A 17,508-nucleotide genomic window follows, 5' to 3' on the forward strand; every position below is an offset into this window, starting at 1 on the left:
ATTTAATAAACGTTCGGTATCCAAATCGCTTAGACCTGTTTTCATATCTGCATAATATTGATAGGTTTTATAAGTACTGAAGTTTGTAGTTTTATTATAATCGTAATTAACACGAATGGGGGCGCATGATACAATAATTAGAGTTAAAAAAGTAACTTTTAGAAATCGCATGAGACTGTATTTAAATTTGATGAGATCCTCACCTTAATCAGAATTAGTTCAACTAGTCAATTATAAAAAATTGAAGTCTCACTAAGTTAATAAAAAAATTATTTCAATGTTGCTTTTTTGTTCTTTTGCTGCGTTAAGGATTGAAGTGGAAATCCTTTTTGATACATTGATGAACTATTAATTATGTTTAAGATATGAATTAATAGATTGCGACGTCCTTCGTCCTTGCAATGCCGTTTTAAAAAAAAATTGCAACGTAAAGCCCGATTCTTGCTGTAACCTGCCTGCCGGCAGGCAGGCGCCCAAAATATAAACTTATTAGCTACAATATTTGCAAATTTAAAATAATATTTAGATATTTATCTAAACACCTAATTGATGAATTATTTATTTAAAGCTTTAAATGACGAAACGCGAAGGCAAATTTTAGAGTTGCTGAAAGATAAAGATATGACTGCTGGTGATATTGCGAATGCTTTTAATATTTCGAAACCGAGTATTTCGCACCATTTGGATATTTTGAAACGTGGGGATTTAGTTTCGAGTGAGAAAACGGGACAATTTATTACCTATTCGATAAATACAACCATTTTAGAAGATGTGCTTCAATGGATTATAACTTTAAAAAAATAATATCATGAATATAAAGAAGGAAATACCTTTACTAATAGTTGTTTTGATTCCGTTTGTTTATTTAGCCTATATATGGAGTTCCTTACCTGATACAGTGCCACTCCACTGGAATTACATAGGTGAAATTGATGATTGGGGAAATAAATCTTCACTAATATTTATAACCTTTTTACTTTCTGGGTTAACTTATATCTTATTTACAGTTATCCCCTTTATTGATCCTAAAAAAAGGATCCAAACGATGGGTAACAAATACCACAATTTAAAATTTTTGATGGTATTATTTATGTCTGCCTTAGCAGTGTTTATTATTTATAGCGCAAAAGAGCAATCAATTACCAACCCCTCATTTATCTATCTGGCCATAGGTTTACTGTTTATGCTTTTGGGAAATTATATGAAGATCATAAAGGCAAATTACTTTATTGGGATTAGAACGCCATGGACATTAGAGTATGAATCCATTTGGAAAAGCACGCATAAGCTAGCAAGCAAAATATGGTTTGTTGGTGGCTTAGCGATAGTGATTTCTAGTTTAACAACTAATAAAGATTTTAATGGTATTTTCTTTATTTCGGTAATCACATTATTAGCTATAATTCCTGTTGTTTATTCTTATATGGAATATAGAAAGCTAAAAAAATAAAAAATCTATTTAAGCATTCAACATCTTCCACAACACATCTTTAAGCTCTGTAATACCTTTTTGAGCAACAGATGAAATAAATAAATATGGAATAGGAAGTTCGTTATCTAACTCGATTTTCATTTCCGCCTGAAGTTCATCATCAAGCATATCGCTTTTCGAAATAGCTATGATCCGATCTTTATCAAGCATTTCTGGATTGTATCTTCGAAGTTCATCTAATAGAATATCATATTGCTTTTTGATGTCCTTAGCATCTGCAGGAATTAAAAACAACAGAATAGAGTTTCGCTCGATATGACGTAAAAAATAATGTCCAAGTCCTTTACCTTCAGCAGCACCTTCGATGATTCCAGGAATATCTGCCATTACAAAGGTTTGAAAATCACGGTATTTTACAATCCCTAAATTTGGTTTGAGTGTTGTAAATTCATAATCAGCTATTTTAGGTTTTGCCGAAGTAACAACCGATAATAATGTTGACTTTCCGGCATTAGGAAATCCTACCAATCCAACATCAGCAAGTACTTTTAACTCCATGGTTACGTACTTTTCTTCCATGGGAATTCCTGGTTGCGCGTAACGTGGTGTTTGATTAGTTGAACTTTTAAAATGCCAATTTCCTAAACCACCTTTACCGCCTTCTGCCACTATTATTTCCTCACCATCTTTGGTGATTTCAAAAAGGATATCATTAGTTTCTGTATCACGAATCACAGTACCTAATGGCACATCAACGTAAACATCTTCACCATCAGCTCCAAAACTTCTACCACTACTGCCATGTCCTCCATGTCCAGCTCTTGAGTGCTTTCTAAACTTTAAATGAAGTAGTGTCCAAAGGTTAGACTTCCCACGAACAATAACATGACCTCCACGACCACCATCTCCACCATCCGGCCCACCTTTTGTGATATACTTTTCACGATGTAAATGCACAGAGCCTTTACCTCCGTTTCCGGACGACACAAACATTTTTACGTAGTCTACAAAATTTCCTTCAGTCATGATTTCTGTCGTTCCCTCGAAGGAGGGAATCTTTTAAATTGGAGTTCTAAAATATTAAGAACTAGAACTTCAATTCCAAAGTTATAGTTCTTATTTATGAGATTCCTGTCTTCGCAGGAATGTGCATTAAAAATTATCTATCGTAGCGCTCAAACGCTCTGTGATATCATCAATACTACCAACACCATCCACTCCAAAATATTTATCTTGAGCCGTGTAGTAGTCTTTTAATATAGCCGTTTCATCGTAGTATACTTTAATTCTGTTTCTAATTACAGTTTCATCAGCATCATCTTTTCTTCCGCTAGTTTTTCCTCTTTCAAGTAAACGCTTTACTAAAACCTCATCATCAACCTCTAAAGCAATCATGGCATTAATTTGAGAATCTTTATTATCCATTAACGTGTCTAAAGCTTCAGCTTGAGCATTAGTACGTGGAAAGCCATCAAATATAAATCCCTTTGCATCCGCATTTTTTTCTACCTCAGCACTAAGCATATCAATAGTCACTTGATCTGGAACCAAACCACCTTTTTCTATGTAAGACTTCGCTAACATGCCCAAAGCGGTATCGTTTTTCATGTTATATCTAAAAACATCACCTGTAGAAATATGTACTAAATCATATTTCTCTTTTAAAAATTCTGCTTGTGTTCCTTTGCCTGCTCCCGGAGGTCCAAATAGCACTAAGTTTGTCATGTGTTGTGTTTCTTTAATTTGATAGACCTCTGGTAAATTTCTCCCTAAGCCATCATAATCTAAACCGTATCCAACTATGAATTTATCAGGGATTTCAATACCAACATAATGTAGCTTAAAGTCTTTTTTGTACGCTGTGGGTTTGTGAAAAAGCGTTGCAATTTTTAATGATTTTACATTTTCGTTTTTAAAAATCCGGTGAACCTCATGTAACGTATTCCCCGTATCAATAATATCTTCTAGAATAATTACGGTACGTCCCGTTAAATCTTGAGTTAACCCGATTAATCTCTGAATATCTTCTGTAGACTTCAGTCCTTCATAAGACGCTAATTTTATAAAAGTAACCTCGCATGTTTTTGGATACTTTTTAACAAAATCGCTAGTTAACATAAATGACCCATTTAGGATACCAATAAACAAAGGAATTTCATCTCCTACATCTTCAGCTATTTCATCAACTAAACGCTGTAAAGCATCATCAATTTCCTGAGCAGAAATAAAGGGTTTAAAATATTTATCGTGTAACTTTATCACAAGGACTAATTTTTAAAGTGGCAAAGATAATCAATAGATTAAGTAATACCCATTTTTTGATTTACGAATTAGGAACTATTTTAAGATTTAAGTGTATTTTTGCGTATCGTTATTTGGGTTTCATTAAAAGCATTTCAATGAATTACTTTTCTTCAAATTTTAAACTTGGTATTCTTGGTGGCGGCCAATTGGGTAAAATGCTGCTTTATAATACCAGAAAGTTTGACATCTTTACTTCGGTTTTAGATGCCAATGAAGAAGCTCCATGTAAAATTTCTAGTAACGAATTTCATTTGGGAGACTTGATGGGTTATGATGCTGTTTACAATTTTGGAAAACGAGTCGATGTTTTAACTATTGAAATTGAAAACGTTAATGTTGATGCTTTAGAAACTCTTGAAAAGGAAGGGGTTAAAGTTTATCCTGCTTCTAAAACACTAAGAACTATTCAAAATAAAGCAAAACAAAAACTATTTTATAGAGATAACAATATTCCTACCTCTGATTTTACACGATTTGCTTATTTATCCGAAATAGAAGACGCTATTGGCAATGGCGGTTTAGAATTTCCATTTGTATGGAAGGCTGCACAGTTTGGATATGATGGTAATGGAGTAAAGATCGTAAGAAACTTATCGGATTTGGAAGATCTACCAAAGGGTGAATGTATAGCTGAAGATTTAATTCCATTTAAAAATGAATTAGCTGTTATTGTAGCAAGAAGTGTATCTGGTGAAACAAAAACGTATCCTGTAGTAGAAATGGAATTTCACCCCGAAGCTAATCAAGTAGAGTACGTTATTTGTCCTGCTAGAATTTCTAATGAAATTGCAAAAAAGGCTGAGGAGGTTGCACTAAAAGCATCCAAAGCGTTCAATCACGTTGGGTTATTGGCTGTTGAAATGTTTCAAACAAATGATGATGAAATTTTAGTAAATGAAGTAGCACCAAGACCTCATAATTCTGGCCACCAAACTATCGAAGCAAGTTATACCTCGCAATTTGAACAACATATTAGGGCTATTTTAGATTTACCTTTAGGGCGAACAAACAGTAAAGTTGGTGGCGTTATGGTTAATCTTGTCGGTGCGGAGGGTTACACTGGAAATGTAATATATGAAAATATTGAAAATATAATGAATATGGATGGTGTAACACCCCATATTTATGGTAAAAAGCAAACACGACCCTTCAGAAAAATGGGACATGTAACCATTGTAAATGAAGATTTGAATGAAGCGAGACGTATTGCTGAAGAAGTAAAGAAAAGTATAAAAGTTATAAGCGAATAGACATGAGTAAAGTTGGCGTTATTATGGGAAGTAAAAGTGATCTTCCCGTTATGCAAGATGCTATAGACATCTTAAAAGGTTTTGATATAGAAGTTGAAGTAGATATTGTTTCGGCACATCGTACACCTGAAAAATTATTTGATTATGGCAAGCATGCGCACACCAGAGGATTTTCTGTAGTCATTGCTGGTGCTGGTGGAGCGGCACATTTACCCGGCATGATTGCTTCTTTATCACCGCTTCCAGTTATTGGTGTTCCAGTAAAAAGCAGCAACTCTATTGATGGTTGGGATTCCGTTTTATCAATTCTGCAAATGCCTGGTGGTGTTCCTGTTGCTACCGTTGCATTAAACGGGGCAAAAAATGCGGGTATTTTAGCCGCTCAAATTATTGCCACTAGTGACACATGTGTGCTAGACAAAATTTTAGCTTATAAAGAAGGATTGAAGATGAAAGTAAACGAATCCGCCAAAGATTTAAAATAAAAAAAGTCCCGAAGTTATTCAGGACTTTTTAGCTATTAACAAATAATTCTCATGAGTTAGTCACTCGTCGTATTATCGGGAGTAAAAGTATAACTAAATATACTATGCAAACATAATACATCGTGTTTTTAACATATTCTCTGAATAAATGACAAAGAAAACATTAATTACTTCATTTAACACTAAATATAATACTGCTCCTTTCAGAATAATTCAAACAGAAGATTTTCTGCCAGCTTTCAAGGAAACTATAAAAATGGCTAAAAAGGAGATTGATACTATTGTTATTAACCCTAAAAAACCTTCGTTTGAGAATACTATTGAAGCTCTGGACTTTTCTGGAGAACAACTCGATAGAATTTCTAGTATTTTTTTCAACTTAAATTCGGCTGAAACTAATGAAGCTATTCAGAAAATAGCGCAGGAGGTTTCGCCTTTATTGTCAGAATTCAGTAATGATATAACTTTAAATGAAGACTTATTTAAGCGCGTTAAAACCGTTTATTATTCTAAACCTGAATTAAATTTAACTACAGAACAAACCACATTACTAGATAAAAAATATAAAAGTTTCTCAAGAAACGGGGCGAATTTACCTAAAGACAAAAAAATACAACTTAGAGAAATTGACAAAAAATTAAGTACACTAAAACTTAAATTTGGTGAAAATGTATTAGCAGAAACTAACAAATTTGAAATGCTAATTACGGATGAATCTAATTTATCTGGACTTCCAGAAGGAACAAAAGAAGCTGCAAAACAGTTAGCAGAATCAAAAGAAAAAAAAGGCTGGCTATTTACTTTAGATTATCCTAGCTATATTCCATTTATAACTTACGCAGACAATCGCGATTTGCGTAAAAAACTGTCTTTAGCTGCTGGAGCAAAAGCATTTAAAGGTGATGCATTAGACAATCAAAATAATGTGCTTCAAATTGCTATACTTAGATATGAACGAGCTAATTTGTTAGGTTATAAAACGCATGCGCATTTTGTTTTAGAAGAGCGCATGGCAGAAACGCCTGAAACAGTTCTAAAATTTTCAAATGATTTATTAGAAAAAGCAAAACCAGCGGCTGAACGAGAGTATAAAAAGCTCGAAAACTTCGCGAAAGACCTAGATAATATTGATCAATTACAAAAATGGGATGGCGCCTATTATTCCGAAAAATTAAAACAAAAACTATTTAGTCTAGATGACGAATTACTAAAACCATACTTCAAATTAGAAAACGTTATTAACGGTGCATTTACCATCGCTAATAAATTGTTCGACTTAAACTTTGAAGAAATTGATACGATTGACAAATACCATGAAGATGTTTTAACTTATAAAGTTACAGACTCAAAAGGTGATTTTATTTCTATTTTTTATGCAGATTTTTTTCCGCGATCAGGAAAACGTAATGGTGCTTGGATGACCTCCTACAAACCACAATACATTAAAAATAAAGAAAATAGCAGACCACATATTTCTATTGTTTGCAACTTCACAAAACCTACAAAAACAAAGCCATCTCTTTTAACTTTTAATGAAGTTACAACATTGTTTCATGAATTCGGACATGCTCTGCATGGTATGTTAGCCAACACCACATACCCTAGTTTATCTGGCACAAGTGTGTTCTGGGATTTTGTAGAGTTACCAAGTCAGGTTATGGAAAATTGGTGTTATGAGAAGGAAGCTTTAGAATTATTTGCAACGCATTACGAAACTGGAGAAGTGATTCCTATGGAATTAGTTGAAAAAATAAAAGATTCTGCTACATTTCATGAAGGGATGCAAACGTTACGCCAATTAAGTCTTGGTTTATTAGATATGAGTTGGCATAGTCAGGATCCAACAAGTATAAAATCGGTAAAAACGTATGAAGATGACGTATTTAAAAACACATCTCTATATCCGAAAACAAAAGAAACCTGCATGAGTACTTCCTTTTCTCATATATTTCAAGGTGGATATTCCTCTGGTTATTATAGTTACAAATGGGCAGAAGTATTAGATGCTGATGCTTTTGAATATTTCAAACAAGAGGGTATCTTTAATAAAAGGGTTGCTGATAAATTTAAAAACCATGTTTTAAGCCAAGGCGGAACTGAAAACCCCATGACACTGTACAAACGTTTTAGAGGCCAAAAACCCCAGCCTGAAGCTTTACTAAGACGTGCAGGATTAATTTAAAACAGTAAGGGTTTTCGAAAATTGAAATTGAAGATGCTTCATTAAGAATTGCTCAATTAGTATTATATATGGAAATAAACTAAGCATTACAAATTCATTTTTTTAGTTTATTTTTGAAATTAAGAAAAACAATTGCTAAATAATGTCTAACCATCAAATTAATCCCAATAAGTGGATCGATTTATATTCAGATTACCTCTTTAATTATACGATATCTCGCGTTAGTGATAGAGAAATTGCACAAGATTTGGTGCAAGACACTTTTTTAGCGGGTTTAAAATCTATGAAAAACTTCAAAGGAGAAGCTAGTGAGCGCACATGGCTTATTTCTATTTTAAAGCGAAAAATTATAGATTATTACCGAAAGATAAATTCGAATAAAGGAAAAGCTGAAGTTAGAATAAATTACAACGACTCTGAAAGTGAAGGTGACTGGTTAGAGGAACGCGTTGCAGACCCATTTGATAAAAATGCTGAAGACACTTTGCAGAACAGTGAACTAGGAGACGCAATACATAACTGTCTAGAAAAATTACCAAAAAAGCAAGCTGATGTTTTTAAAATGAAAACTATTCTTGGTTATGAGACTGAAGTTATTTGTAATGAATTAAATATTACGGCGTCTAATTTGTGGGTAATCATTCATAGAGCGCGAACAGGTATGGCAGATTGCTTAAAACAAAATTGGTTTTAATTATGAGTAAAATGAAGGTTATGATTCCTTGTGATGAAGCGAATCTCGTTTGTGACAAAACACAATATAAGGAAGCTACTTTATGGGAAAAAATAAAGCTAAATATTCATTTAATTTATTGTAAAGTCTGCAGAAAGTATTCTAAAAACAATAAAACCCTGTCTAAAACAATAAAAAAATCCAATATTGAGTGTCTAGACAAGACGTGCAAAGACACTATGAAGAAAGACTTCGAAAAAGTATTGAAAGAGGTTTCTAATTAAAAGCTAGTAATATAATTAGCCACAATATTGGCAATCCTTCCACCCAAAAAGAACTGTAATATTTGTTTTGTTCTATTTTAGAATAAAGTAAAAAAAGTAATGTAACTAGCAAAACTACAAGCAGCACTATAATTCCATTTACAGTTATCTCATCTTTAAAAAATTCTAATAAAAATACGGATAAAATTAAGGCTACACCTATTATTTTCGTTTGCTTTACTCCTATTTTTTGTGGTATGGTTGAGAGCTTTAAGTTGTCAAACTTTAAATCTCGTATTTCAAAAGGCAGCATTAAAAGTATGACAAAAATATACCGCTGCACACCAGTTATTAATACATCCGCACTTATTGGTAGCTCATGACTTAATAGGGGCAAAAAAACCGTAACTCCTGTCCAAACAGCTGCTATAACATAAACTTTAAGTCCACCAATACTTCTTAGATTATTCTGTTTATCAATAAAAATTCGTTTTGGCAAAAATGGAATTGCATAGAAAAATGTAATCCCTCCAAATATGACGATATAAACTAACATCAAAGAAGGTAGTTTTAAGCCATAATAACCCATCAAAACAAAGCTTATCAAAGAAAATATTTGAATAACTTTCAACCAACGTGCCAAACTTCTATGATGAAATTTTGCAATTCCAAAATACTTCACAAAGTTATAGCCGGTAATGGTAGCGTAAAACACGAAATAAAGTATGTCTTCATCATACTGAATATCATACTCAACTAGAGTGATGTAGGTAAGCCCATAAACAGCTAAAGCGACATGAATACTACTGTTGATGTAAAAATTAAAAAATTGTTTCAAAAAGGTCATAAAACAAAAGTAACTAAAGTGTTGATAACGTATATGAATAGTTAAAAACTTTCCATTTTGCTCAATAAAACACATTAAATATTACGTATTTTTGCGAATTATATAATTAAATCCTGCTTAATGAATACGAATGCTTTCGCTTTACGTCACATTGGTCCTAGAGAAGAAGACCAAAAACTTATGTTAGAAACTTTAGGTTTAGACTCCTTAGCTCAGTTAATTTCTGAAACTATTCCTGATGATATTCGTTTAAAAAACGGTTTAAATTTGGAGGAGCCAATGACGGAATATGAGTATTTATTACATATTCATGATTTGTCTAAAAAAAATAAAGCTCGCAAAACTTATATAGGTTTAGGCTACCACCCCACTATTATGCCTGCTGTTATTCAAAGAAATATTCTTGAAAACCCAGGTTGGTATACGGCTTACACACCTTACCAAGCTGAAATAGCCCAAGGAAGGTTAGAAGCATTATTGAATTTTCAAACCATGGTCATAGACCTTACCGGAATGGAAATTGCAAACGCCTCGTTACTTGACGAGAGTACAGCAGCAGCAGAAGCGATGAGTTTACTTTTTGCAGTACGCGAACGCGATCAGAAAAAAGCAGGAATAAATAAGTTTTTTGTTTCTGAAAACATATTACCACAAACTTTATCTTTATTACAGACAAGATCAACGCCTATTGGTATTGAATTAGTCATTGGAAAAGAAGAAGCATTTGATTTCTCAGAAGAATTTTTCGGAGCTATTTTACAATACCCTGGAAAAGATGGTCAAATTACCAATATAAAATCATTTATTAACCAAGCCAATAACGCTAGAATTAAAGTGGCTGTTGCAGCCGATATTTTAAGCTTAGTGAAGTTAGAAGCGCCAGGTAAATTTGGAGCTGATGTGGTTGTAGGAACCACACAACGTTTTGGAATCCCAATGGGTTATGGAGGCCCTCATGCCGCATATTTTGCAACCAAAAAAGCTTATAAACGAGACTTACCTGGTCGAATTATTGGGGTTACTAAAGATGCAAATGGTAACCGCGCACTGCGTATGGCTCTACAAACTCGCGAGCAACATATTAAAAGAGATAAAGCTACGTCTAACATTTGTACTGCTCAAGTACTATTAGCAGTAATGGCTAGCACATATGCGGTCTATCATGGTCCTCAAGGTTTGAAATTTATAGCTAATAACGTTCATAACAAAACAGCCACCTTAGCTAAAGCACTTGAAGCGTTAGGATACGAGCAGGTTAACACCTCTTATTTTGACACACTGCAAGTGAAAACTAAGGCAAAAAAGATTAAGAAAGTTGCTACTGAAAAGAAAGTAAATCTGTATTATCCAGATAAACGCACAGTAACCATTTCAGTAAATGAAACGACATCAATAAGAGACATTAATTATTTGATTTCAATTTTTGCTGAAGCGGCAAAGAAAGAAACTATTATAATTTCTTCAGTTGAACAAGCCAATAATATTTCAGAACTTATTCAAAGACAATCTCATTTCTTAACTGAACCTGTTTTTAACACCTATCATTCTGAAACAGAATTAATGCGCTATATCAAAACTTTAGAACGTAAAGATTTAGCCTTAAATCATTCTATGATTGCATTAGGATCGTGTACAATGAAATTAAATGCGGCGTCTGAAATGCTACCATTGAGTTGGTTTAAGTGGGGCAACATACACCCTTTTGTGCCTTTAAAACAAGCCAAAGGATATTTAACATTTTTAAAAGAGCTAGAAGATCAATTAACAGAAATCACAGGTTTTGCCGCGACATCATTACAACCAAATTCTGGAGCTCAAGGCGAGTTTGCAGGCCTTATGGTTATAAAAGCGTACCACGAATCTCGTGATGACCATCATAGAAACATTTGTTTAATTCCTTCATCTGCGCATGGCACAAATCCTGCGAGTGCTATTATGGCGGGCATGAAGGTTGTTGTTACCAAATCAACTGAAGAGGGTAATATCGATGTTGATGATTTACGCGAAAAGGCAGAATTACATAAAAACAATCTTTCAGCTTTGATGGTTACCTACCCATCTACTCATGGTGTTTACGAATCTGCAATCAAAGAAATTACACAAATCATTCATGATAACGGCGGACAAGTATATATGGACGGAGCAAACATGAACGCCCAGGTTGGCTTGACTAATCCCGGGAATATTGGTGCTGACGTTTGCCACCTCAACTTACATAAAACTTTTGCTATACCTCATGGCGGCGGAGGTCCTGGCGTTGGTCCTATTTGTGTTGCAGAACAACTTGTACCATTCTTACCTGGAAATCCTTTAGTTAAAACTGGAGGAGACAAGGCTATCACTGCAATTTCCGCAGCACCTTTCGGTTCTGCTTTAGCATGTCTTATTTCGTATGGGTATATAAAAATGCTTGGAGCTCAGGGCTTAACGGAATCTACTAAAATCGCCATTTTAAATGCTAATTATATAAAACATCGTCTTGAAGGAAGTTTTGAAACCTTATATTCTGGTGAACGTGGTCGTGCAGCACATGAAATGATTATAGATTGCAGACCTTTTAAAGTTCATGGTATTGAAGTTACAGATATAGCAAAACGCTTAATGGATTATGGATTCCACGCTCCAACAGTTTCATTCCCCGTTGCTGGTACTATGATGATTGAGCCTACAGAAAGTGAAAGCAAAGCCGAAATGGATCGTTTTTGCGATGCCATGATTTCCATTAAAAAAGAAATAGATAGCCTATTAAAAGAAGATGATAATAACGTCTTAAAAAACGCACCTCATACTTTAGACATGATCACTGCTAACGAATGGTATTTCCCATATTCTCGTGAAAAAGCTGCATTTCCATTAGACTATGTAAGGAATAACAAGTTTTGGCCAAGTGTAAGGCGTGTTGATGATGCCTACGGAGACAGAAATTTAATTTGTTCCTGTGCGCCTATAGAAGACTATATGGAAGCCTAAAATCAGGCTTTGAACATCGTAAAATTCTTTTAAAGTGAGTTTTAATTCATTTAAATAAAATTATTTTGCTTGAAAGAAAAAAATTATAATAATTTTCATATTTATGAACATTAAAATTACAGGTAGAGGAAGCTATATCCCAGCAAATATTGAAAAAAACGAAGACTTCTACAATCATGAATTTCTAAATAGTGATGGATCTTCAATAAAAGCACCTAACGAAGTTATTGTAAAGAAGTTTAAAGCAATTACGGGTATTGACGAACGTCGTTATGCTAAAAAGCATTTAAACACATCTGATTTAGCTTCATTTGCAGCTGAAAAAGCTATAGAAAATGCAAAAATTGATCGTGAAGAATTAGATTATATTATAGTTGCTCATAATTACGGCAATGTTAGCCATGATAGTATTCAAAGTGATACCGTACCAAGTATTGCTACAAGGGTTAAACATCTTCTTAGGATTAAGAATCCAAAATGTGTTGGATATGATTTACTTTTTGGATGTCCTGGTTGGGTTGAAGGAGTTATACAAGCCAATGCATTTATAAAATCTGGAATTGCAAAAAAATGTTTAGTAATTGGTGCTGAAACATTGTCTCGTATTTTAGATCCTCATGATAGAGATTCTATGATTTATAGTGATGGTGCTGGTGCTGTAATTATTGAATCTACAGATGATGAAGGGGGTATTATTGCCCATGAGTCTGCAACGCACGCTTTCGATGAAGCACATTTCATATACTTCGGTGAAACTAACAGCCAAGATTCTGAAGACGACCGTCGTTACATAAAAATGTATGGGCGAAAAATTTATGAATTCGCATTAACCAACGTTCCTTTGGCTATGAAATCTTGTCTTGATAAAAGCGGTGTTAATATTTCTGATGTAAAAAAAATATTAATACATCAAGCTAATGAAAAAATGGATGAAGCTATTGTAAAACGTTTTTACCAGCTTTACAACATGGAAATGCCAGAAAATATTATGCCAATGAGTATCGGTAAATTAGGGAATTCTAGTGTGGCAACTATTCCTACTTTATATGATATCATTTTAAATGGCAATATGGAAAATCAAGAAATAAATAAAGGAGACGTTATTATTTTTGCAAGTGTTGGTGCTGGTATGAATATCAATGCTATTGTTTACAAACAATAATAATGTACGAGAAAACTTTTCCGAATAAACGTTTCAAAAAAACTATTGAGTTTTTAGAAAAACATGTTTCAAATACTGAATCTATTCTAGATTTAGGTGTTGTGAATCCGTTTACTAAAATCATGCAAGAACGCGGATATTCAATAGAAAATACTCAAGGCGAAGATTTAGATACAGACACTTCCACAATTGAAAATTCTGACGCTAATATCGTAACTGCTTTCGAAATATTTGAACACTTGCTCTCCCCCTTCACGGTTTTAAAATCTATAAAATCAAATAGATTAGTTGCTAGCATACCTCTTAAATTATGGTTTTCTTCAGCATATAGAAGCAAAACAGATATACTCGATAGACACTATCATGAGTTTGAAGACTGGCAGTTTGATTGGTTATTAGAAAAAGCAGGATGGAAAATTATTGATCGCGAAAAATGGACCAACCCAACAAAAAAAATTGGGATTCGTCCAATTTTAAGATGGTTTACCCCAAGATATTATATTGTTTACGCTGAAAAAGTTTAATTTAGAGTTTTAAACTTTCAAAATCAATTGAACTTTTCCATTATCATTCCCGCCCACAACGAAGCTGATTCAATTGGTCTCACACTTTATTCTTTGACTAATCAAACTATAAAACCAAAGCAAATTATTGTAGTTAATGATAATTCAACTGACACCACTCAATCTGTCGTAGAAAGTTATGCTCAAAAGCACTCTTTTATTTCTCTGATCCATAATAAATCGTCCAACCAACATTTACCAGGTTCGAAAATTATAAATGCATTTTATAAAGGTTATGAAACTTTAGATGATGACTATGATGTGATTTGTAAGTTTGATGCCGACTTAATTTTTGCTAACAACTATCTTGAACAATTAGCGCATCATTTTAAAAACAATGACAAACTAGGTATGGTTTCAGGGTTTTGCTATATCGAAAAAAATGGCGAATGGGTTTTAGAAAATTTAACTAGAAAAGACCATATTCGCGGTGCATTAAAAGCTTATAGAAAAGACTGTTTTCTTGAAATTGGAAAATTAAAACCCTCAATGGGCTGGGACACAGTTGATGAATTGCTAGCTCAATATTACGGCTGGCATATTCTAACAGATGAATCGTTACACGTTAAACACTTAAAGCCTACAGGAATAAGTTATAACAAAGCCTCAAAATATTTACAGGGTGAAGCTATGTATAAAATGCGTTATGGTTTTTTAATCACAATAATTTCAGCTCTAAAATTGGCTCATAAAAAAGGAAGCTTCTTTTTATTTAAAGATTATATGTCTGGTTATTTTAAAGCAAAAAAAGAAAAAATTGATTTTTTAGTATCTGAAGAAGAAGGCAAATTTATTAGGACCCTCCGTTGGAAAGGAATACTTAAAAAGTTTAGTTAAAACTCCAACCTTTATAACTACTTGAAGCTTCTAATTTATCTTCAAGAACATCCTCTAGTTCAGGAAAAAAATCAATTCCAGTAAGAGCTTCTACTTCATCCACTGAAACCACAAATTCATACAATGGTTTACTAGATTTTTTATGCGGTATTAAAAATGCAATTATTTTAGTTTTGCCAGTATTATTATCAATCAAAACTTTATAAAACTGGTTGGGAACCGAAACATCTTCCGTTCCAATAGTATTCATTTCCCCTTTTAAAACGCCTCCTGTTACCACAAAAATTCCATCATATTTCCTTGCCCAATAACGTGCTTTCTGCTCTAAAGTATTCCAAATTCCAGCATTAAACCGATGTTCTTGAGGACTTATGTTACTGGTTAAAAATGTTTCGTCATGCGCCTCTTTCGTATATCTCCTATCCCCTGCCGGACATAAATGACCACGATCATATCCAGAATTCTTATAGTTTCTCCAACTAGCAGCACCTGTTTTTACTGTTTTATCAATTTCAAAATAGGGGCGTTTATGATTGGTATTTGAAAGATGTGATTTCTTCAATTCGTATGCCACCCACTCAGCTTGTTCATGGATTTCACTATAGGACAATGAATACCCATCATGATGTACAATCTGCCCCGTTGTGCTTGTTGGTAAAAAATACTCGTTAGTCTGGTCTTTAGTTTCCATTCCATCAGCAACAATTTCAGCTTTTTCTTCTTCACCTAAAAAGTGTTCATATGTATAAACACCCAAAATAATAACTAAAGCCAGAATAGAATATAAAGTTCGTTTACTCATTAATCCAAAACAAATTCTAAGGGCTGTCCTATAGCTCCATTCGGGAAACTGATTCCTAAAAGCGCCGACATGGTTGGTGCGATATCGGTTATTTCCGTTTTTCGCAAGGTCTGTCCGTGCTTAATGCCTTTACCAAAGAATAAAAGCGGCACATGAGTATCGTAATTTAAACCGCTCCCATGAGTAGAGCCTGTTTTACCATATGAAATATATGCTGGATCTTCAATTATTAAAACATCTCCAGAACGTTTTTGGTTGAAACCTTTTTGTAATAAATTCTCCACTCCATCTGCAAAATGCACTGTACTCATTGTGGATGCTGAATACGCTTTATAAACATTTTTATAGGTAATAATTTCGTTAACTATAGCTTCTTGGACATCATCAAGATCTAAATCCAATGCTTTTATTTTTTCTCTGTTTAAAAATATTTGATTATTACTTATATTTTCAATTAAACCCTCGGTTTCAAAAGCATTTTTCATAAATACACTTAATTTCGTTTTTAAAGAAACATTGTTTAAATAACCAGCAGGGATTTTAACACTTTTTAAATATGATGGGACATTAATAGCTCCATGATCTGATGTTAGAAAAACGGTGTAATTACCTTTTCCAACTTCCGAGTCTAAAACCTTTAAAATATGTTCTAAATCTTTATCTAATCGAATGTAAGTGTCTTCAATTTCTTTTGAGTTTACTCCAAAATTATGACCAATATAATCGGTGCTTGAAAAACTAACTGTTAAAACATCAGTAATATTATCTTTCCCTAGTTGCTCATTTTTAATGGCTTCAATAGCAAAATCTGCAACAATACTATTGCCATAAGGACTCACTTTTAAAATATCAAACCCTGCATTTTGTTGAGATAATTTTTTCAAATCATAAGGAAATGTTGCCGTTTCTTTTCCTTTAAAACCACCTTCAAAAGTATTCAAATCAGAGCCACTTTCAGTGTAAGTAGAAATATCATATAATGTATTCCAGTCTTTCAAATATGATTCTGCAATTTTAGATGCATTAAAACTTTTTACCCATTTTGGTAAATCTTTCATGTAGTACGTACTTGATATAAAATTACCTTCATCTTTGCCTCTAAACCAATAGGCCGCATTTGCAGAATGACCAGCGGGTAAAATGGCACCTCTATCTTTAATTGAAATACCAATACTTTTCCCTTTTGATTGAGTAAACAATCTGTTTTCATCAGCAAAAGTTGTCGTTTTCATTCTATGTGGAGACATGCGTTCTAAATCGGAATCTGTGCCGACGGCTAAAACAGAATAATCTCCAGCACAATAAACCATATTTTTGGTTTCCTTATCATACCAATCATTAGCAATAACACCATGATATTTTGGCGTAGTCCCTGTGAATACAGAAGCATGCCCTGGCCCTGTTTTAGTTGGAATATAATTAAAATGATTGTTTTTACAATTAAATCCTTCTCTCATCATACGTTTAAAACCACCTTCTCCATATTTACTATAAAACCGAGTTAAGTAGTCATAACGCATTTGATCTACCACAATACCAACGACTAGTTTTGGATTATTATTAATAATTGTATTATTTTCTGAAGGTATTTGATTTTGAGCTTTACATGAAAAGCATGCTATAAAAATAAAAGACAGGTAAAGTATATTTTTCATAATTTGTTTAAATTTCTATTTCAAAAATACGCTTTTTAAGACATCATAATTTAAATTTAAAGTTAAATTGGTGTAAGTTTTTT

At 33.3% G+C, this 17,508-nt stretch carries 16 protein-coding genes; 11 read left to right on the plus strand and 5 right to left on the minus strand.

What is annotated here, in order from left to right; translation table 11 throughout:
* Window positions 1–549 precede the first annotated feature (549 nt).
* Entirely contained in the window at window positions 550–804 is a 255-nt protein-coding gene (locus QZ260_RS07490) for an autorepressor SdpR family transcription factor (RefSeq protein WP_295984618.1), read from the plus strand.
* A gap of 4 nt (window positions 805–808) precedes the next feature.
* Window positions 809–1,450 (plus strand): SdpI family protein, encoded by a 642-nt coding sequence (locus QZ260_RS07495; protein ID WP_295984620.1) that lies wholly within the window; start codon window positions 809–811, stop codon window positions 1,448–1,450.
* A gap of 9 nt (window positions 1,451–1,459) precedes the next feature.
* On the opposite strand, the gene obgE is transcribed toward QZ260_RS07495, so the two are convergent.
* Window positions 1,460–2,458 (minus strand): GTPase ObgE, encoded by a 999-nt coding sequence (gene obgE / locus QZ260_RS07500; protein ID WP_295984622.1) that lies wholly within the window; start codon window positions 2,456–2,458, stop codon window positions 1,460–1,462.
* A 126-nt stretch (window positions 2,459–2,584) separates the two neighbouring features.
* On the minus strand, window positions 2,585–3,694 hold the full coding sequence (locus QZ260_RS07505; protein ID WP_295984624.1) for an adenylate kinase: 1,110 nt from the start codon (window positions 3,692–3,694) through the stop codon (window positions 2,585–2,587).
* A 137-nt stretch (window positions 3,695–3,831) separates the two neighbouring features.
* On the opposite strand from QZ260_RS07505, the gene QZ260_RS07510 reads away from it, so the two are divergent.
* From QZ260_RS07510 to QZ260_RS07530, 5 genes are all read left to right on the plus strand, one after another.
* A complete protein-coding gene (locus QZ260_RS07510) occupies window positions 3,832–4,986 on the plus strand; it encodes a 5-(carboxyamino)imidazole ribonucleotide synthase (RefSeq protein ID WP_295984626.1) in 1,155 nt (384 codons plus the stop codon).
* Between the two features lie 2 nt (window positions 4,987–4,988).
* The gene (gene purE / locus QZ260_RS07515; protein ID WP_295984627.1) at window positions 4,989–5,471 is read left to right on the plus strand and encodes a 5-(carboxyamino)imidazole ribonucleotide mutase; all 483 of its coding nucleotides are present in this window, start codon (window positions 4,989–4,991) and stop codon (window positions 5,469–5,471) included.
* Between the two features lie 148 nt (window positions 5,472–5,619).
* Window positions 5,620–7,653, plus strand: coding sequence for a M3 family metallopeptidase (locus QZ260_RS07520; RefSeq protein WP_295984629.1), 2,034 nt, complete (start codon window positions 5,620–5,622; stop codon window positions 7,651–7,653).
* 142 nt (window positions 7,654–7,795) lie between these two features.
* Window positions 7,796–8,347 (plus strand): sigma-70 family RNA polymerase sigma factor, encoded by a 552-nt coding sequence (locus tag QZ260_RS07525; RefSeq protein WP_295984631.1) that lies wholly within the window; start codon window positions 7,796–7,798, stop codon window positions 8,345–8,347.
* A 2-nt stretch (window positions 8,348–8,349) separates the two neighbouring features.
* Window positions 8,350–8,610, plus strand: coding sequence for a hypothetical protein (locus QZ260_RS07530; RefSeq protein WP_295984633.1), 261 nt, complete (start codon window positions 8,350–8,352; stop codon window positions 8,608–8,610).
* Here the strand turns inward: QZ260_RS07530 and QZ260_RS07535 are convergent.
* Window positions 8,603–9,436: a hypothetical protein gene (locus QZ260_RS07535; RefSeq protein ID WP_295984635.1), complete on the minus strand. Its 834-nt coding sequence runs from the start codon at window positions 9,434–9,436 to the stop codon at window positions 8,603–8,605. The genes QZ260_RS07530 and QZ260_RS07535 overlap by 8 nt on opposite strands.
* Window positions 9,437–9,556: 120 nt before the next feature.
* Between QZ260_RS07535 and gcvP the strand changes: the two genes are divergently transcribed.
* The 4 genes from gcvP (at window position 9,557) to QZ260_RS07555 (ending at window position 14,968) form a co-directional block, all read left to right on the plus strand.
* Entirely contained in the window at window positions 9,557–12,406 is a 2,850-nt protein-coding gene (gene gcvP, locus QZ260_RS07540; protein ID WP_295984637.1) for an aminomethyl-transferring glycine dehydrogenase, read from the plus strand.
* A gap of 103 nt (window positions 12,407–12,509) precedes the next feature.
* Window positions 12,510–13,568, plus strand: coding sequence for a ketoacyl-ACP synthase III (locus QZ260_RS07545; protein WP_295984639.1), 1,059 nt, complete (start codon window positions 12,510–12,512; stop codon window positions 13,566–13,568).
* Between the two features lie 2 nt (window positions 13,569–13,570).
* Window positions 13,571–14,092, plus strand: a complete 522-nt coding sequence (locus QZ260_RS07550) for a methyltransferase (RefSeq protein WP_295984640.1) — start codon at window positions 13,571–13,573, stop codon at window positions 14,090–14,092.
* Window positions 14,093–14,119: 27 nt separating this feature from the next.
* Window positions 14,120–14,968: a glycosyltransferase family 2 protein gene (locus QZ260_RS07555; protein ID WP_295984642.1), complete on the plus strand. Its 849-nt coding sequence runs from the start codon at window positions 14,120–14,122 to the stop codon at window positions 14,966–14,968.
* Here the strand turns inward: QZ260_RS07555 and QZ260_RS07560 are convergent.
* On the minus strand, window positions 14,961–15,770 hold the full coding sequence (locus QZ260_RS07560) for a DNA/RNA non-specific endonuclease (protein WP_295984643.1): 810 nt from the start codon (window positions 15,768–15,770) through the stop codon (window positions 14,961–14,963). The two genes, QZ260_RS07555 and QZ260_RS07560, sit on opposite strands and share 8 nt — an antisense overlap.
* Window positions 15,770–17,425 carry an alkaline phosphatase PafA gene (gene pafA, locus QZ260_RS07565; RefSeq protein WP_295984645.1) on the minus strand — a complete coding sequence of 552 codons (1,656 nt, stop codon included), beginning with the start codon at window positions 17,423–17,425 and terminating at the stop codon, window positions 15,770–15,772. The genes QZ260_RS07560 and pafA overlap by 1 nt, the downstream gene beginning before the upstream one ends.
* Between the last annotated feature and the right edge of the window lie 83 nt (window positions 17,426–17,508).

Source organism: uncultured Algibacter sp. (genome assembly GCF_905480415.1).
Lineage (GTDB): Bacteria > Bacteroidota > Bacteroidia > Flavobacteriales > Flavobacteriaceae > Algibacter_B.